Annotated in this window: 11 protein-coding genes; all 11 read left to right on the forward strand. The window is 42.2% G+C overall.

Features of this window, described 5'->3' with window-relative positions:
* Window positions 1–38: 38 nt before the first annotated feature.
* The 11 genes from EQG49_RS07800 (at window position 39) to EQG49_RS07850 (ending at window position 19,568) form a co-directional block, all read left to right on the forward strand.
* The gene (locus EQG49_RS07800) at window positions 39–3,530 is read left to right on the forward strand and encodes a SpaA isopeptide-forming pilin-related protein (RefSeq protein ID WP_165964832.1); all 3,492 of its coding nucleotides are present in this window, start codon (window positions 39–41) and stop codon (window positions 3,528–3,530) included.
* Between the two features lie 152 nt (window positions 3,531–3,682).
* Entirely contained in the window at window positions 3,683–6,892 is a 3,210-nt protein-coding gene (locus EQG49_RS07805) for a pilin N-terminal domain-containing protein (protein WP_133363450.1), read from the forward strand.
* Between the two features lie 219 nt (window positions 6,893–7,111).
* Window positions 7,112–8,698, forward strand: coding sequence for a SpaA isopeptide-forming pilin-related protein (locus EQG49_RS07810; protein WP_133363451.1), 1,587 nt, complete (start codon window positions 7,112–7,114; stop codon window positions 8,696–8,698).
* Between the two features lie 659 nt (window positions 8,699–9,357).
* Complete coding sequence (locus EQG49_RS07815) at window positions 9,358–10,827, forward strand: MDR family MFS transporter (protein ID WP_133363452.1); 1,470 nt, start codon at window positions 9,358–9,360, stop codon at window positions 10,825–10,827.
* Window positions 10,828–11,025: 198 nt separating this feature from the next.
* A complete protein-coding gene (locus EQG49_RS07820; RefSeq protein ID WP_165964833.1) occupies window positions 11,026–11,649 on the forward strand; it encodes a sortase in 624 nt (207 codons plus the stop codon).
* A gap of 71 nt (window positions 11,650–11,720) precedes the next feature.
* The gene (locus EQG49_RS07825; RefSeq protein ID WP_133363454.1) at window positions 11,721–12,821 is read left to right on the forward strand and encodes a hypothetical protein; all 1,101 of its coding nucleotides are present in this window, start codon (window positions 11,721–11,723) and stop codon (window positions 12,819–12,821) included.
* Window positions 12,822–13,244: 423 nt separating this feature from the next.
* Window positions 13,245–14,027, forward strand: a complete 783-nt coding sequence (locus tag EQG49_RS07830; RefSeq protein WP_165964834.1) for a class A sortase — start codon at window positions 13,245–13,247, stop codon at window positions 14,025–14,027.
* Between the two features lie 12 nt (window positions 14,028–14,039).
* Window positions 14,040–17,147: a pectate lyase-like adhesive domain-containing protein gene (locus tag EQG49_RS07835; RefSeq protein WP_133363456.1), complete on the forward strand. Its 3,108-nt coding sequence runs from the start codon at window positions 14,040–14,042 to the stop codon at window positions 17,145–17,147.
* Window positions 17,148–17,185: 38 nt separating this feature from the next.
* Complete coding sequence (locus EQG49_RS07840; RefSeq protein ID WP_133363457.1) at window positions 17,186–17,650, forward strand: hypothetical protein; 465 nt, start codon at window positions 17,186–17,188, stop codon at window positions 17,648–17,650.
* A 127-nt stretch (window positions 17,651–17,777) separates the two neighbouring features.
* Window positions 17,778–18,662, forward strand: coding sequence for a WxL domain-containing protein (locus tag EQG49_RS07845; RefSeq protein WP_165964835.1), 885 nt, complete (start codon window positions 17,778–17,780; stop codon window positions 18,660–18,662).
* 114 nt (window positions 18,663–18,776) lie between these two features.
* Window positions 18,777–19,568: a WxL domain-containing protein gene (locus EQG49_RS07850; protein WP_133363459.1), complete on the forward strand. Its 792-nt coding sequence runs from the start codon at window positions 18,777–18,779 to the stop codon at window positions 19,566–19,568.
* The last annotated feature ends 103 nt before the right edge of the window (window positions 19,569–19,671 follow it).

A 19,671-nucleotide genomic window follows, 5' to 3' on the forward strand; every position in this document is an offset into this window, starting at 1 on the left:
TAAAAAGGAAAAGAGCTCATCCCATCTTACACGGTGTGATGGCATTAATAATGGTAATTCCGTTAATGGTGGCGGCGTTTTCAAGTCTTGCGAATACCAAATCCGTGACGGCCGCAACCAACACCCAATTAGTGGTGACGAAGGTCAAATTTAACCTGAAAAGTAATCATAACTTGATTGTTGGTGATGATGGTAGTGCAGAAACTAACATCAACAATCAAGGTGGTGTGCGCGATAACAATGATAAAGACGCGGGTGAAGTTGAACCGAACGTAAACTTTGCATTGTTTGGTATTCCAACGGCAAACAACGCTAACATTAGCGATAAAGCATGGACAACATTGGGGTCTTTCATTGAAGACTTCCAGAGCACTCGTGAATCGTTTACACCACTAACATATGGTGTAAATAGCGAAGATGAGGTTACACTGACGAAAAATGGTAGTAAGACATTGGCGTCGGCAATTAGAGCAGCATACCGAAGCGTTGGGCAAGAACCATTGTTCGATGCAGGGAAATACCCCAATAATTCTGACGTGTTCAATCAAATTATTTTTAATTTGTTGGATGTTCAGTTAGCGGATATTTTTGAACATCAAACCCCAACTAAACATGGCGGCATTACTGCTGATAACCCGTTTTATCGGACGAACGCCTCGGGACAGTTGACATATAATGTGACTGATCCAGGTCGTTATATACTGGTGGAGCAAGCTGCTGCTAATCAACCAGGAGCCAAGGCATCAGGTAAGGTTGTTTCACGGCAAGTGTCAAAACCGATGACAATTGATGTGCCAACACCACAAACCGAAACTGTTGTTAATGAGTCAGATGGGAATGTCACGAAAAACATTCACATTTATCCGAAAAATGATATTCCAGAGCAAGCGGCCCAGTTTACCAAGGTAAATGGTAGCGATGAAAATTTGCCAGGTTTAGCTGGTGCAAAATTTGCCTTGTTTGAATTTACTGGTGATAATACGGCTTGGGCAACGTTTAATAGCAATGTGAATCAACTAGCGATGTTGAAGCCGATTAATGCCGAAAAAGCCGTCATTGATGACTATGCAGACGCCGACGATTATGATGTCTTGCTTAATGAGAATAGTGCACAGCGTAAGCTAAGTACGAAGTGGATTAAGAGTGGTGATGATGATAATAGTAACTTATTCGTTTCGGATGAAGATGGTAAGGTTACCTCACCCGAGCTTGAATATGGCCGCTACTTCTTTGTCGAAGTAGCAGCGCCAGATACATTTACCTTAAATTCATTCCCAATTTACTTTGAAGTGAAGGCGGATAATGTTGATGGTGACTTGATTACGCCACAATCATATGCGCAAAAATTAGATGCATCATTGGCGGATTATTCAGATTACTTCCCAAACTATGAAAAGCCAGCAATGACTAAGAGTTTGGATGTGATTGCGACGAATCCTGACAGTGAATCACACTTTGTGCCAGATTCAGAAGGGGTTTACTGGAACAATGGGGGCACTTCTTATCAAGCTGGTGACATCTTCAGATATACGCTTTCAACATCTGTTGATAACCCACAATTACTTTCTGGAAATTTCTTAGCTTTCTATGATGTTTTCATGAAAAATAGTGCATACTGGGATAATGACGGTAGCAGATATGAAACTTGGGGTAGTTCAGATCACATTACTGATGATGAGAAAGCTGATGGTATTACTTTCAAGCCACGTGATGAATATTCATGGTTCCAAGAATTACTCGATGCCAACCAACTATTTAAGTTTACTCCTCGGAGTCCCAGTGATAGTAAGCCACGTGGGGAGAAGGTTGCCCACGATTTCTTTGATCCAATTACGAATGCCATCGATCCAAGCGTTGTTACAACTGGCTTGGCCCACGGTAGTTTACCATCAACTTTGGTCATCTATAGTAAGGCCAAGGATACTGAGGGTAATGCAATTCCACTTGGATACTTTGGTGATACAATGCTCCAAGAAGATGCCGACAAGTATGGTATGTACTTTGGACCATTTGCACTTAACGCCGATGGTGACGGTAACGGGATTGGTGCCGTTGGTTGGTATGATACTGATTTACACGTTTCCAATGCGTGGGAAGAACTTGGGACACCGACGGGAACCCAATTATACTGGGCGATTGATGCTGCCCGGATGCGTGAAGCAATCCGGAGTGCACTAGCTGGTGCTGATAAGTTAACTGCGACTGGTAACGCGGCGCAAATTGAAGAAGTTTTGAATCAGATTAGTAAGTTAAACTTAGAATTTGATTTGGAACCTAAGGATGATTTCTCTGCTAAGCAAGTCCAAGCATTGCATAATATTGGTCAATTTGAATGGAATTCATGGGATCCAGAACCATACAATGAAGACACGAATGATGCCTACATTGGTGGTCAAGTTTTCCAGAAATTTGATCAAGCGAATAAATCACTGATTAGCTTGCCAACAATTGCACCGGTTGAACCTGATGCAGTTGATGAACCTGGCGCTGAACCAGAAAAACCAGAGCAAGGTGAGATGACAGATGATGAGTACGCTGAGTTACTTGATGCGTATAATGAGCAAAAAGCGGCATATGAAGCTGCTAAAAAAGCTTACGACGATTATGTCAGCGCTAAAGCAAAGTATGATACTGACAAAGCCGCGTATGACTTGGTGCAAGCAAATGAATTCGCTGTCCCTGTAAAGCCTGAAACTGTTGATGATCCTGGTGATGAACCAGAAAAGACAGAAAACATGTCAGATGGTGAATACAACGACATTAAGGACCAATACGATAAAGATAAGGAAAAGTATGATCAATACTTAACTGATTTGGACGCGTATGAAACGGCGAAAAATGCACACGATGCGGTATTAGCCAACTCGTTAGCCGTGTACCAAAAAGATAATCGAAATGGTCACTTCTATGTGACACGCAAGGTCGATGATGGTACTGTTCAATATCTGAAATACGATAAAGAACGTGACCTCATCTTAGGCTGGACAACTAATGAATCAGAAGCAACGTTGTTCCACACAATTCCAACTGTCGATAAAGCTGGTAAGACGATTGGTCAATTTAAAGTTTATGGTTTAGCACCGAATGCCCATTATGATAACGAAGCGGCAGATGAAGAAAATTACGAAATTGACTCGAATAGAATTGTCAGCGGTGACTATGGTTTTGTGCCAGATAATAAGAAGAACCTCCAATACTTTATTGGTGAAGTTGGTGACCTAAAAATTGGCACGAACACTTATCATAAGATGGATCAGGACTTAGAATTCTGGGTAGCCCCATTAGAATGGCGTTTCTTTGATAAAGATGGTGATGGGCCATTTGAAGGGTATACTGATAAAGATTCACAAAATGCGATTGGGACTAGTACAGTACCGCTGTATCCAACGAAGTTAACAAACATTAAGTCAGTTATCTTCCCGGATGCTGGTGGATTGGGAATTCTGGCATTCATTCTGCTAGGATTAACCTTAATCTACGCTGCGTACCGCTACTTTAAGTACCGCCGTAATCATTTAGTTACAGAATAGTTTAAAACCGCAATCGGGCAACTGATTGCGGTTTTTGTATTTGCAGAAATCTTCACACGAAGGTCATGGATTGCTAACGGTTTGTTCATAGCTATCGGTGATAATAGTAGGAGTAGATACTGCCAGAAATGGGAAATTTTAGGAGGTTAACCATGAACAAAATAAAACAAAAGAAAGGACTGCCTAAGCTAATTCAAGGTATGTGTATTGCCATTTTGATTGTACCGTTATTTTTTACGGCATTCTTTGGCCCACATCAGAAAAATTCAGCAAGCGCAGCTCCCAAAGAAACGATTAATTTAGTCGTGCACAAGATGATTTTTGAAAAAGGCAATTACCCAGTTACGGGTGATGACATGTTTAATAATCAAGGTAATGAAATTGACGACATTGCTGGAACCGGTGGAACTGGTAAAGAAGGCGTTCCGTTTGCCTTATACCAAGTAAACACAAATATCGTGCAAAACAATACTTGGCAAGCTTTGGTGGCATTCATTAACGGATTTGAAGTTAGTGCTAGTGACACGGTTCCACCAGCTAACGGTAGTCGAGATGATGGTGTCCGCGAAGGGTTACAGTGGCCAGAATCAGTGGAAACTGCGATCGATGAAATTTTTGCCAATGGTACTAAAACATCAGTACGGACATATATTCAACGTGCATATGCGGCTGCAGCGGCCAAAGATAAAGACGGTGAATTATCGGCCGCAATGGCAACTGTTACAGGTACCCACTACTATCCAATGACGGCCTACTCATTCAGTCGCGTGGTTGAAGAATTACTGAAAGCTGTTAACAATAATATTGATACACCCGCCTTCCCCCTTGCGAAAGACAACAAGGGTGCTGATTATCCAGATATGGATACCAACGGCTACCGTTTGACCGGTGATGATGGCGGCAAGCTGACGTATGAAAACCTTTTGAATGATGAAGCGCGCTATATTTTAATTGAAGGTGCAATGGATAACGGTAAGCAATATCGGCAATCTGCTTCACCAATTGTATTGGATTTGCCACTGACGACGACCGACGATTCGGGCGAAGTCCATGTCTATCCTAAAAACGAACTACCAACTCAACGCGCCGTCTTCCGTAAGGTTGATGCATCGAATACGGGTGGTCCGATTGTTAAAAATGACGAGGTTACTGACGGTTGGGTTAAAATGGGCAACGACAACTATACCCAAGAAGCTGACTATGATAGTACTACCGATGTAACTTCTGGTGCCTCAGTTGAAGGACACGAACTGTTGCCAATTGGTGGTGCGAAGTTTGTCTTGTTTGAATACACCGGGACGAAGGCTGGTTGGGAACGGCTAGAGAGTGCCCAAATCCAAATTTCTAAAAAAGGGGACGCTGATCAGGCAAGCTCATATACGGTTTCGGGATTCAGTTCACGCCCGGTTGCTAACCCAGAGGGTGCTAGTGAATTATTTGAAGCCGCAGATAAAACTGGTATCGTCAGGTCACCAGAGTTGCCTTATGGGCGTTACTTCTTCGTTGAAGTGCAAACGCCAGCAAGTATGGGGGAAGAGCATTTCTCGATTAATGCGTACCCCGTTGTGTTTGAAGTTAATGCAGATAATGTTGATATGGGGAGTGGCCATGATGGCATACCACAAGCAATTCATGCGACTTCATATGCTTCACATATTGATGATGATATTGCCGATGTCGACGATTGGCAGTTCCCTAACTATAAGCGGCCAACTTTAACCAAATCACTTGAAGTGATTAACGACAAGACTACCGCACCCGATAGTGACACCACACCTGGTATTGCAATTGGGGGTGGTATTGAACCGACAGTGGCCGATACTTACCGTTATAAATTGTCAGCAACGATAGTGACACCACAAGTGCTCTACGGAAAATACGCCGCGTTCTATGATATTTTCTATCGGAATGAAGCGCAAAAAGTCGAGGGTGATTTTGTATATCCAACGTATACAGATCATGAAGAAGAAGAACCAACAGATTTTTCAAGCTTGCTAGACATTACTCAAATTTTTGATATCAAAAACTATCAAGGTCCGCGAATCGATAAGATTAATTACGATAAAGACATTGATTATACAGACGGAAAAGTATTAGATTTCTTTGTCGATAAATCGGCCGAGGGTGTGTCATCGACTGAGCCACAAAATATTTTAACAACTGGGATTGACCCAGAATCAGTTAAGTCAACATTAGTGCTGAGAGATGGTGATACTGTCCTAGGGCACTTTAGTAATCAACGAAAGACAACGGATGAAACTGATCAAGGTAGTGCCGATTGGAAACAGTACGGCCCTTGGCTTGGACGGTTCAGTTCCTATGATATTAATGAAGAAGGTGACCGTGTAGACAACCCCGAGGGGATTGCGCGCATAGGGTGGTTTGATACGCAGCGTGAAGAAACTGGTTTTGAACAAGATATGTTAGGGCTAGTTGAATTCGGTACGCCAACTGGAACACAGTTGTATTGGAATATTGATTTTGAGCATGCTAGTGAACTGATTGAAGATTACAATAAAAAGCATGAGACTAATATTGCATTCGCCGGTGTGACTAACTTGGATTTAGAATTTGATTTAATGCCAAAGCTGAATGAAACTGGTCAATCATTCTTATCACAGTTGCAATTACAAACATTGCATAATGTCGGTCAGTTTGAATGGTTGCTTGATCAAGATGACCACCCATACTCCGAGGACTCGTTTACAGCCTTTCTTGGTGGACAAACCTTTAAAAAGGTTGATCAAGACGGTGAAATCTTGAACACTTCGGTAGCAGACAATGGTTCATTGAGCGATGCTGGCCACTTCTATGTTGGTCGTAAGGTTGCTAATGGTGCGACTGAATATCTTGTTTATGATAAGGTCAAACGCGCCGTTATCGGTTGGGAAAAGAAAATTCTGACTAGAGCTGAATTTACTGATAAATATGGTGATAACGAGAATGCAACCATGTTCTTCGATACGGATAGCTCAGGTGAGTTTTCAATTTACGGGTTAACGCCAAATGCTGATCAAATCGGTGACGTTGAAACTCACTTCGATAAAGGCAGAAAAGCCGTTCATTACTTTATCTTTGAAGATCCTGAAGGTTTATCATACAGTGGTGAAAACCCTATAAAGTATCAACCACTTGCTGGTTCGGGTGAAGAATTTTATGTCATTCCTAAGGATCCTGAAGTACCAAATGATAATCCGCTTGGCCTTGGGGTAACTGAATTAGGAACAGCAACAATCAGTAACCGTAAGGCAGTGCCATTCCCAGTAACTGGCGGGATTGGGATCTTAATTTTCATCACCCTTGGATTGGCGTTAACCTTTGTTGGTTACCGTTACTTCAAAACACGCAAAAATGAAGCTTAATTAATAACCTCCTGAAATATTAATTAATATAAACAGAGATGATTGGTAGTTAATTCTACTGATTATCTCTGTTTTTTGTGCGGGACAAAAACACGTCACTTTTTCACTACGTCTTCTTAGATTAATCAAACAAATTCTTTACAATGAGTATTATTAGAAAATCTATAACAAAGTCGCAGTCAAAATTATAAAATTAGTAATGAAAAGGTGAACATCACGATGATAAAAACAGCCCGTTCTATAAAAATATTAATAGCGGTGTTAACAATTTTTGGCATGATGCTGACGTTTACACAGTATCATTTTATCAACGCTGCAAAGCACGAAACAGTTGAGTTGACGATTCATAAGTACATGGAAGTTGATGATGAGAAACATGGTTTTTCCGGTGCGCCAGATAATGGGGTGACATTCCACGTCTATCGTCTGTCAAAAGCCGATGAACAAAAGTACATTGATAAGTCAGTTGATGATATTAATCTTGATGATGTACGCGATAATGCGACGGGCTACTATACAACAGATCCAACGGCTGAAGGACGGACTGATTTAAGCGTACTTACCAATAACGCTTACTTGATTACCGAAACCGATGCTCCAACTAAGCAAGGGCGCCAGCTTAATGAAGCGACACCTAAGCTGGTTTATCTGAATGATAAGCATGCACGCAAAGATATTTACATGAAAAACAATAACGGTCACGGTATCGACGTGACGGTTGAAGGAACTGTGCCCCAAGCTAGCCGGTTAGATGATAATCATAGCGGAATTAGTTCAAACGGAATTGAATTTGGTGAAGATGCCCCGTGGCTAGTAACCGCGCAAATTTTTGAAGATTTAGATACGCTGAAGGAATATTCGATTGTTGATACAATGGACGCCGATTTGCGCTACACACCTGAAGTGGAAGAAGTCTGGGGTATTGATACTAGTGGCAATAAGGAACTTCTCGTATTGGGCGATGAGTACAAGCGCCATGTTGCAACGGTTGATGGTAAGACGGTGATCACTTTTAGTTTTGATAAACACCAATTAAAAGTGATGCATGCCGCCAATTTTGAACGGTTTGAATTAGTTTTACATTCACGGTTACGCGTAAATGCACAGCCAATGAAAATTTGGAACTATGCTGAGTTAGTTGCTAAGAAGGGCGATAATTTGATTCATGACTATGATGGCTCAAGTACTTGGACTTCTGGTCGGACATTTTATTCATTTGTTGGTAAGAATGCGGCTTACGATGCCAAGTTGGCGCGTTTAATGAGCCAGGGACACTTTGTGATTCAAGATTGGACACCGACTAGTGCTAATTATGGGCACTACTTACGGTTCATTAACGAAGATGGCCGGGAAGTGGCTGCTGATCAAGCAACGAGTTATGAATGGGTCGTTGATATCAGTGATGCCTCAGAATTAAAACCAAGTGAAGCGGATGGCTCATTTGAGGTACGCGGGTTACGTCGGGGAACTTACCGGTTAAAGCAAACCGATGCACCGGACGATTACTTGAAGTTGAAGCCTAGCGAATTTACGATTGCACGCGTGTCCGACGCGCATCAACCGTTCTTTATTCATAATTATCAAGATTCATTTGTCCGACGCTATGTTTCGCTGTTATTTGAATCAACGAATATGAAATCATCCAATGATGAACAACTGGGGAAACACCCAGAAATGCCACTTGCTGGCAGCATCGCAGGTGGGACAATCTTGGTTGCGTTGACTGGTTTGACGATAACGACGTTTATTACTTATCGCAAGTACAAATTAAAACTAAAAAAAGTCGCAGTTAGTGAAACTGAATAAGTTAAAGTGAAACCCCAGTGTTGGAGCAAATCCAATGCTGGGGTTTTGTTGATGAAAATTGGCCACTGCGTGCCAGTAAATTACTTGGCGCACCACGCTGGAAGCGCATGTTCAAGCCAAAGTGCGGTCTTGAACAACTCGGATAAGCTGGGAGTCTATGGGAATAAATTCCCTAGACTCCTCATCTCATCCTCAGCGACGACATGTGTTTCACACATCTCGCCCCAGTCGCGGTGTATAGGCTACGCCCGCCAAGTAATTTACTGCCACTCCGTTAGTTAGGTATAATTCTCAAGCTAGCAAAAAAATTATCAACCGCAAGCCACAGTAGCATGGAAACAACACTGATAATAGAATCTCAGTAATTCGATGATTGAAAAGAGAAACGATAATCTCACGCTCGAATAGACAGAACTCTTAATTTTATGTTGGAGCCACATATTTTAATACATTGCAGACAAAGTACAATGTCGTTATCAAATTGTAACCGAATTGCCAAAGCATTAACCTGTCAATTTACTAGCGGTGAGCGTAAAATTATTGATTGGTACGATTATGTATACATAAGATGATTGTTACAAAAAGATTGATGTCATTGAGCTTTGCTAATTTTATAAGTTGATTTTACAGTGTATGTGAGCAAATATCAGCGGATATAAATGACGAAGTTAAACAAGATTAGGGGAGAATTAGTGGATAAAGCACAGAATAAAAATGCACAACGCGTCTTGACGATTTTGGTAATTGGGACGTTTTTAGGTTTCTTGAATCAAACATTGATGAATACGGCGTTGCCAAGTATCATGCACGAATTTCAGATTGGTGCCGCGCAAGGTCAATGGCTAACGAATGGGTACATGTTGGTTAACGGGGTGATGGTGCCCTTAACGGCATTCCTAATTCAACGGCTAACTACCCGCACGCTCTATCTATCCGCGTTAGCGTTGTTTGCGACGGGGACGATTGTTTCGGGTTTCGCACCAAATTACACAATGCTAATTGGTGGGCGGATGATCCAAGCCATGGGTGCCGGGGTCTTAGGACCGCTGATGAATGTGGTGGTGATGAATTTATTTGCCGTTGAAAAACGGGGCCATGCCATGGGAATTATCGGGCTAGCCTTGAACTTTGCGCCCACGTTAGGACCATCGCTGTCTGGTTGGATTGTGACTAATTTGAACTGGCGGTACTTATTCTTTATTGTTGCGCCTTTGATTATTTTAGATTTAATCATGGCCTTCTTCTTACTAAAAAATATTGGTGAGCAAAAATATCTTAAATTTAACGTCCTTGGGGTCATTCTTTCAAGTGTCGGGCTTGGAACGTTGTTATATGGTTTCTCAAATGCCGGTTCTGGTGATTGGGGTTCTTTCAGCGTCTGGGGCTTCATCTTGATTGGGTTGATTGTGACGGCAAGCTTTGTCTTCCAACAAACCCACTCAAAGATTCCGTTGTTAAACTTTAACGTCTTCAAGTATCGTCAATTCAACGTGACTGTAATTATCAACGTTGTTTTGATGATGGCACTCTATGGTGGTGCATTATTGTTACCACTTTACATGCAAAACGTGATGGGACGCTCGGCCTTTGAATCTGGGCTCGTGATGTTACCAGGCGCGCTGATAACGGCATTGTTATCACCAGTGAGTGGCTCATTATATGACAAATACGGTGTGCGAACGTTAACCTTAATTGGGTTATTGACGAACGTGGCTGGGACGGTGATGCTGAGCTTCGTAGATTTGCACACGTCAGTTTACTACGTCATGGCAGGGCAAACTATCCGGCAACTGGGACTCGTAATGGTGACAATGCCAATTCAAACCGAAGCGTTCAATTCGCTTCCAATTGAAATCATGCCAGATGGTTCGGCAATGTTTACCACCATTCGCCAAGTGGCGGCTTCATTTGGTACAGCGGCGCTCGTGACAATTATGTCGATTACGGCTAAAGGTGCAACGGCGGCGAATGTGGGTCACATGAGTGCAGCTGCGGCTGGTATTCATGGTCAGTTAACTGGTATTCAGGTAACGTATCACGTTGCAACTGGGTTGGTAATCTTATCGGCAATTCTGTCGCGTTTCTTAAACAAAGATCCCCAACGTTCCAAGCATATGGTTGATGCATAAATTAATATTTAAAGCTTAAAGTCATCGCAATGTTGCGGTGGCTTTTTATTTTGCCAATGCATGCCTGGGAAGTGTTTGGTGCACCGCGCTGGAAGCACATATGATAAGTCATGGAATTTTCACGGTTTGGAGCGATTAAGCGCAAATTTAATTAGTATACTGAAAAACAATTAGATATTTATGATGGGAGCTTTTTCGATGAAGAGAAATACAATTTTTATAGTAATGATTCTGGCGTTACTAATAGTTGGTGGATATGTTGCTACCAAATCACAGTGGTTTATTAGTTATCAGTATTCAAATTTGATGAAAAATTGGCCAAACCCGGCTCATACTGAGGGCAAAAGCAACAATAATGTCGGCGTAAAAAAATATAATGCCCGGAAGAAGCAAGAAAAAATCGTGCACCAGAACTATTTGAAAAATCGCAAAAAGAAAATTAAGAACACCATTCAATTTAAAAATGTTTATATGAGTTGGAAAAAAGATGCCGGCGCGTCAGAAGCACCCGAAAAAGGTGCTGGTGCTTGGTACGGAACTGGGTTAACTCATGATGGGAAACCAACCCACTTCATTGGCCATAATCCTGGGGCATTCCATGAAGTTACGAAACTGAAAAAGGGCGACAAGATTACGGTAATCGATAGTAAGGGTAAGAAGCGTACTTATAAAGTTAACCGCGTGGCGGACGTTTACGATAATGGTAAAAATGTCCAAACGCATGAAAAAGAAATGTACAATATCTTCATTGCACCTGGCGAACGGATTACGTTGCAGACGTGCTTAACTAGTACAAAAAACCGGTTAATCTTTGCTAAATAATCGGTGTAAGCACCAACTGTTGCGGCATTGAAACCACGTTGAACACAAAATTTATGAGGAAGGTGAAGGATATGCGGAAACTTCTTAAAATGCTTTGGCTCCGAAATCGTACTATTTTTAGCGTCTTATTAGCATCAATATTTTCCACATATCTGTTAGCAACCATTTTTGATGTGTCATTGTGGAGTAAATATTATCATAAGTACACATCAGCCGAATTTAAAGAAAAATATTTGGCCGATCCAACCGCCATTTTTGGTGAAGATATTAGTTATCAATCTTTTGTTGATTCAGAAATGGCGTTCTTTAATGAATCAGCGATTGAACGGGTTGATGTGGCGAATCCATTTTTTGCGGTCTTTTTATTAGTTATGGCAACTAATATTTTCTTGTGGATGATGGATAAGCATGATAACTATGATGTTTTCTTGTTTAGCTTACCGTTTAAGGTGCGCCAAATATACTGGGTGAAAGTGGCCGGCTTTATTTTTACGCCGATTGCAACCGCCGGCTTGGGGCTGTTAGTTTTTGAACAGTTTGTTAAATTAAACGTCCTCGAGCGGTTTAATAATATGAGTACACAATATAGTCCGTACACAATTACGTTACAGGGATTGATCCTACTGTTTGGTGGCTTGATAATTTTATGTGGCTTCCTGATGTTTGGCTCTACCCCGTGGTTACTAGTTATCTTAGGCGGTTTTGGCTTCACGGTGCTATCTTTTGTAACTGCTTGTCAACGTATCTTGGCTCAACTTATGCGACTTATGACCGACATGCCCAATACGGCAATTAACATTTATGTCTGGAAATGGTTTACCGGGTGGCCGTTTGTGTGGGCTATCGCCATAATATGTGTGTTGCTGATGTATGCGGGACAAAAACTATTTGAGCAACTGCTACGCGAAGCCGATGAATCATTTATTCGCCATGAATACCTGAAAAAACCAATGATGATTGCAATTCCGGTATATGCTGCGATTATCCTAGCGGGTGATTATTTTTATTGGGAACGCGAAACGCTGGTAGTAAATATCGCGATGTTGCTACTCATTTTGGCAATCTTAGTGATTATCCTGGCAAAATTAATTTATAATCCAGCGGTTTTACAATATCCAATTGTGCTTAATCAGAAAAGCCGCCACAAGCCAAAAGACGATATGACGCCCTGATATAAATGCACGTCGCAGTAGTACGGAAAACAACACTGACAACAGAACCTCAGTAATTCGATGATTGAAAAGGACAGAGACGACAATTTCACGTTAGAAAAAATATAACCAAATAAATTAGCACCCTCTACTATTCATAGTGGGGGTGTTTTTGTGTAGTTACTGATAATTGATTCTTAACTAAGTTGCATTGCTCTTTGCGAGTGATAAACGACGGATAAAATACACAAATAAATAAAATGATTATCAGTGGCGCGTTTTTCGACGGATTTGTGCGCGAATGAAGCGTATGGAAATCATGTTCGCGAAATAGGCATACTTCACCAACAAAAAGTTAATAAGTTTTATTTATGATTATAAGTAGGTATTAATTAGGGTGGGGGAACTATCCGAATGCAACGAAGTTATGAGGAGGAATTGTCCATGCGCCGCAATAAAAATAAACGCAATAAATTTTATATCGTAATTAGCTTGTTAACGTTACTTGGGATTGTCTTGATTTTTAGCAGCCAAATTCTGAATTTATTTGTTGATGTCCGTAGTCGGAAAATTTCTGAAGAAATGCCGATTGTGAAGACGGTCCAAACAAAGCCGGTTAAATACGATTTTGCCAGTGTGCGTGAGTATAGTTTGCAAAATAGTTTATCAAAAGTCGATACGAAAAAAGTTGATAAAATGGGGCAAATAATTATTCCGTCAGTGGGTGTTAATATCCCAATTGTTAATGGGACTAGTAACGAAGCGCTGCTACTTGGAGCGGGAACCCTTAAACCTAATCAGCAGATGGGAAAACGCAATTTTGCAGTTGTCGGTCATAACGTACACGATAAAAAAACGTTGTTTGCGCCGGTCGAGAACATCGAGAAAAATGCCAAAATTTATCTGACTGATAAAAAGCAAGTTTGGCAATACAAAGTAAATAAAATTACGATTGTTAATCCGGATAAAGTTTCGGTGATTAATGATCAAGGCAATAAAAAAATGGTGACATTAGTGTTGTGTACGAGTGATTCGTTACGGCGAATTATTGTGCAAGGCGACTTAGTTAAGACCAATAAACAAAATGTCGAACAGCAAGTTGCTCAAGTAACGAAAAGTAGTACGAGTACGTATTTGAACGTTAACTGGTTGAGCTTTGCAATTTTGGGAGCTGCACTACTAGTCGCATTAACTGCCGTGGTGGTGAGCTTAGTTAGAAAAAATTAAAAAGGAAGCCAAATGATGAGCAAGAAAATTATCCCAATTGTGACAGCCCTGATGTTATCAGCGCAATTAATCACAATGCCGGCGGTAGCTGCAATCGAAGTTAATAATGACAATTCAGTTAATGTTGTTAACCCAGAAGTAACTGATACAGCTGATTCAACGGGCGAAGACAATATTGATGTTTTTGCGGATGATAATGTCGCTGATTTATTGGCAGAAAATACCGATATTACAAAAGTGATTAGTGATGAAATCGCCCAGTCACCTGAAGATAACCACGATATAGCGGCCAAAGAAACGCCAGCGAAAAAACCAGTCAGTAAAAAAACGGCCCGAGCTGCAGGTGATTATACGGCTAGTCAAAAAGCACTAGTTAGTACAAGCGCTGACTTAGTAACTGCTTGGAACAATACGGCAATTCGCTATATTGAATTACAAAATAATATTACAGTGCCTAATAATACTGGTCAGTTAGATCCTTCAAAATCAGATCGCACAGTGAGTGTTGAATTGAATGGGAATGGCTTTAGCCTTGATTTAGGTAATAGCACAATGACGATGAGACCAAGTACAGAAACGAATCTCGCCAAAGACAGTACCACCGGCAAAATAACGGGTGGTTCAACATTATATGTCCACGATTTTGCGGGAATCACTTCGACAATTCAGGATGCAACTGGTAGTACGGGGACTTCAGGTGCGATATTTACCGATTTTAACGGTAACAACCAGTATGGGAATTGGCCGAATCGTGGTTCATGGCGCGCGGTTTTTCAGGATGTAACGATTAACTCAGCTAGTGCGCACCTGACGAGTATGGCGCGGTGTGAAGTAACCTTTGCTGGAAATGTGACGATTCAAACCGCTAATGAGCCGTTGATTGCTGGGAGTGTGATTTTTTCTGAAAATGCCCACGTCAATCTTATTAGTACGAAACCCAACCCAATTTTGTGGATGAATAATGAGCAAAAAGATTCTAGTATTTCGACGGCTGATTCCCGCGAAGTGACACTCTTGGCGGGGGCAAAAGTTTCATTGCGTAATGTTCCTGGTACGGTTGCGGCAACCTCAACGGCGGCGGGTGTAAGTGCCGCCGATGCTGGCTCTTATTCTGCAATTGCGTGGGCGTTTGGCAATGTAACAGTCAATCAAGATGCAGTCTTGGATTTAGGAACGGCGGCCGGTGGGATTAACTGGTATCAGCGGCCTTCGTCCACACCTGTTGTGACAGCAACCACAACGGGTGGTGTAACTACTGGTGGTTTTGGTAACTATATTGTTAACGGCGGGACAATTAATGCGCGTTCGTCGCTGACGAAGGCCACAACGACCGAAATTATTCGTAACACAAATGGAGCAACCTCAGCCGGAGCAACGATTGCGATTAACCCTAATGGTAGTTTTTTTGTTACTGGTAATATGTCGGGAACGACGCCGGTCATTAACTGGACGACGGGGAATGCAAGTTTAATCATGAATCAACCGAAAGCCTTTGATATTAAGAACATTGGTGTTAATAACCCAACGGATAGCAATGGTCAAAATTCGGTGATGACGCTTGGTGATTCAACTAGTGGTGATACAACGCTAACACATACGCGAACTTTCCAGATTAATAACAGTGATATCAGTTTATGGAACAATACCTCGTTATTAACGACGAATGCCGATGGGGCAATTATCACACCACCGGATTATGATGCTGTCGAAGTTGGAAACTTTGCCGCCACACGGTCGGGTACCGCAACTACGCTAGCCAATCGCTCAGTCGTGACATCATCTGAACAAGCATTGGCCGACGCGTACAAAGCACGAACGGATAAAAATGGGGCGGTGGCATTTAACCGAATCATGGGTGTAAGTGCAACCCCGCAAGTTTTCATTCAACCATGGACAGATTCAACATTGCCAACGAGTAATTTATTAACGCAACTGTTGAACCAAGCTAACAATGACGCGACCAAGCAGAATTTGATTACAGACGCCGATAAAGCGGTGCGGACACGTATTCAGTTGGGAACTTTGCCGAGTCAAGTGGAACCAAATTACACAACGGGTGATTTGACCATGGCACCAATTTGGGCAAATAAAAATACTAAAATGACGAATATCACGGTTGATTCGTTAGCGAGTGATGTCGAAAATTTAAAACCAGCCGATAACAGTGTTGGTAACAACGGTTTTGAATTAGTTAAAACTAGCGACACTGATACACCATTTCAAATAGCGACAACCAACGGTGGGTTAGGTATTCAGGCGGTTGTTAGCCGTGGTAGTCGTGGGTTAACTGATGTTAGTGCAACTGGGGCAGCCCAGACTAACGTAATTGATGTTACCCCACCTGAGCCGGTGCAAGTCACGAGTCATGCTGCAACGACAATCAGCGGCACGGCTACGGCAGACACCAGTAGCGTGCGCTTGAAAATATTAGCCGCAGGTGAAAGTAGCTGGAGTGATTTTAGCGCACCGGTCACAGTTACAAATAACCAATGGACCATCCCGGTTGCAGGTGGACTAAGTCAGGGTGATCAAATTCAAATTTTTGCGACGGATAATAGTGGGCGGACAAATGACCCACTGACTTATCCCACGATTGATACTGTTGGGCGGGTTGGTAATGAAAATCCAGCCGTGACAACGAGCTTTCACGATGCGACCTTTCCCAAAGCCACGCTATATACCATTAGTGATTCGGTGTATTGGGGAAGTCAGCTAGATGTGATTGATTTTGGGACACACGATGTCGTGCCAAAAGACCAAATATTCATGGCTGATAAAGATAGTCTCGGCAGTATGAGTGTCGTGAATGATTACAATTACGCAGTTGACTGGACCTTAACCGCAACTTTGACGGTACCACTGATTACAGATGATGCAATCAAGTATCGGGCGGCAACTGATGGTGAGTTAGTACCAATTAACGAGGAAAGTTTGTTGATTTCAGCGGGGACATTAGCTGGTAAAAGTAGCCAACAGCTCTCGGCCGGTTGGAACGAAGACATGACGGCACCGGGAATTTTCATGAATTTGAAAGCCTCTGATAGTTACGTTGCGGGTGATCAAACTGGTGAAATCGAATGGAATTTAGGCTTCGTTCCAGCTAATGACGAAGCTGAGTAGTGGAAAAGATTTTTGTACCTTGAGAGGAGGTGATACGAATGGAGCTTGCGCACAGAGTTCAAAAAGGTAGTGTTGTCTTGATTGCGCTAGGCGCAGTGACACTGATTGCGATTCCGACAACGACAACGCTAGCAACGGAATATCAATCATATGGGTCAATTGGATTTATTAAGTCGAACGAAACTGAAGCACCGAATAATCCCGCCGTGTTTTATACGCCACCGAATACGGATGGAATTGATGTGCCGGATGAGCTACCTGATGCTGGTGGCAATAGTGGTGGTCAGCACACTGGTGGTACTACTGGTGAATTACCCAGTTCGGGTAGGAGCAATAGCAATACTAACGTTAGTACGATTAACGAGACTACGAATACTGAACTACCGCAATCAGGGTTACAAAATGAACTACAATTCGCTGCCATGATTCTGGGCGGATTAGTTTTACTCGGTGCATATGGCTTGGGAAAACAAGTTTGGCGAGCTCCAACCAACCAGGATTAAGCCGAGTACTTCAGGATAAAACATAGGTTAAATGACAAACTACTTAGGAATTAACCGAGTAGCTCGAACAATCGAATATGCGGAGCCAATTAGGCCCGCAAGCATAAAAAGTGTGAGGAGAAAAATTATGAAAAGATCAAATAAGCTTTCAAAAATTGTGACATCAGCTTTATTTGCAACACTCATTTTAGGCGCGGTACCACTAACATCAGTGAGTGCAGACCTGCCGCCATATCAATCGTATGGGCAAATTATCTTTCAAAGTGATAATGCAGTCACTTTACCAGAAAATCCATTTGACCCTAATCCAGATAAACCTGTTCGTCCAATTGATCCCATTATGCCAGACGGACCAAACCTTGGGACGGCCGGACCTTTATCAATTGATTATGCGTCATCATTTGAATTTGGGACGCAGTTAATTCCTAGTGATGGGAAGGACCATGAATACAATGCAACGGCGCAAGCATTTAGTGAACCCGATGACAGTGGGGATGGTTTTGTTTCCCCAGGTGATCCAGGTGAAATTGGATCGAATTTAGGTGGCAGTTTATCCGATAAAGCACCGTTGTATGCGCAAGTTACCGATAAACGGGGGAATGAAAATGCGGGCTGGACGTTGAAAGCGACAGTCTCAGATTTCACTAATAAAGGGGAAACTTTAGCTGGTGTCTCAATTAAGATTGATGGCATTAATACAATTACTGAGAAGGGGAATACGGCAGGAATTTCTCCTGGTGCCCCCACTGGTTCTGTTGAATTAGTGCCCAATGCCGCAACAACGATTATGTCAGCCGGAACTGATGACACTGCGACACATAATGGTTTTGGAACATGGTTGTCAGTATTTGGATCTGCTAGTGATTTAGGTACGGAGAAAGATGCAACCGGTGGTGATCGTAACGTGGACAAGGCAGTTAGATTAGTAGTTCCTGAAAGTGCAGAAATTGCTGATGGCACATATGAAGCGGAAGTCAATTGGGAATTAAGTGATACCCCTGGAAGTGATTAGGCAATAAGCAACATAGCAAGCAGTGGATTTGTAATCTGCTTTGCTGTACATATAGAAAAGATTATTAACACAATACTGGGTGGGCACATCGAGAGGAATACGAGGTATAGCGTGATGAAATTATCAATAAAAGTAATATGCGCCGCGATATGCATCGTAGGGTTTGCAATACCCAATGCTAGTGCGGCAGATGATACGGTTAACTATACAACCGCGACCCATGTTAAATTACACGAAAACACTGATAATAATTCGCAGGTTGATCCAGAGAGTCCAACTAATGTGGTAACGCCAGCCGATCCGAACGGTCACAAACCAGGTGTCGGCACGGCGGGACCATTGAGTATTGATTATGTGTCATCTTTAAATTTTGGTATGCAAAAGACATCGACTGTAGCACAGCAGTATGCCGCCTATGCCACGATTATCAGTATGGACACTAGTAAAAAATATGTAGCGCCCTATGTGCAAGTAACTGATAATCGTGCTATGAAGACGGGCTGGTCGTTGAAGGTGGCACAGAGTACGTGGACTAGTGATGATAGTAAGCAACTTAATGGCGCAACGTTATCATTGGGAACGCAAGGTGCGCTGACAAATAATTTGGAGGAACCATATACCAATGGTGACTATGCACCAGTACCTGTTAATGATGACATTGAACTAGATGACAGCGGTGAACAACAAATTGTAATGACCGCTGAAGAAAGTAAAGGTTTTGGTACTTGGGTCAAAACTTTTGGCGCGCTTGCGAGTTCATCATCAGCATTTCCAACAGAACAAAATGATTTTACCAATATGCCATTGACGACGGGTGGGGCACAATTAACGGTTCCTGAAAGTAACACAGCCGGAGATAACACCTACACTACAACGTTAACGTGGACGTTGGAAGATACACCATAGTAAAACCAACACTAATAATAGAATCTCAGTAATTCGATGATTGAAAAGTACAGGAATGGCAATCCCGCGCTGGAATAAATAGAACCGACGTCTGTTTCCCCCA

The sequence above is a fragment of the Periweissella cryptocerci genome, assembly GCF_004358325.1.
GTDB lineage: Bacteria > Bacillota > Bacilli > Lactobacillales > Lactobacillaceae > Periweissella > Periweissella cryptocerci.

What these genes read in the sequence shown, in the direction of transcription:
- EQG49_RS07840 (WP_133363457.1), top strand. Translation starts at nt 17,186, where the DNA reads ATGGAGCTTGCGCACAGAGTTCAAAAAGGTAGTGTTGTCTTGATTGCG.
- EQG49_RS07820 (WP_165964833.1), top strand. Translation starts at nt 11,026, where the DNA reads ATGAAGAGAAATACAATTTTTATAGTAATGATTCTGGCGTTACTAATA.
- EQG49_RS07830 (WP_165964834.1), top strand. Translation starts at nt 13,245, where the DNA reads ATGCGCCGCAATAAAAATAAACGCAATAAATTTTATATCGTAATTAGC.
- EQG49_RS07810 (WP_133363451.1), top strand. Translation starts at nt 7,112, where the DNA reads ATGATAAAAACAGCCCGTTCTATAAAAATATTAATAGCGGTGTTAACA.
- EQG49_RS07800 (WP_165964832.1), top strand. Translation starts at nt 39, where the DNA reads ATGGCATTAATAATGGTAATTCCGTTAATGGTGGCGGCGTTTTCAAGT.
- EQG49_RS07850 (WP_133363459.1), top strand. Translation starts at nt 18,777, where the DNA reads ATGAAATTATCAATAAAAGTAATATGCGCCGCGATATGCATCGTAGGG.
- EQG49_RS07845 (WP_165964835.1), top strand. Translation starts at nt 17,778, where the DNA reads ATGAAAAGATCAAATAAGCTTTCAAAAATTGTGACATCAGCTTTATTT.
- EQG49_RS07835 (WP_133363456.1), top strand. Translation starts at nt 14,040, where the DNA reads ATGATGAGCAAGAAAATTATCCCAATTGTGACAGCCCTGATGTTATCA.
- EQG49_RS07815 (WP_133363452.1), top strand. Translation starts at nt 9,358, where the DNA reads ATGACGAAGTTAAACAAGATTAGGGGAGAATTAGTGGATAAAGCACAG.
- EQG49_RS07825 (WP_133363454.1), top strand. Translation starts at nt 11,721, where the DNA reads ATGCGGAAACTTCTTAAAATGCTTTGGCTCCGAAATCGTACTATTTTT.
- EQG49_RS07805 (WP_133363450.1), top strand. Translation starts at nt 3,683, where the DNA reads ATGAACAAAATAAAACAAAAGAAAGGACTGCCTAAGCTAATTCAAGGT.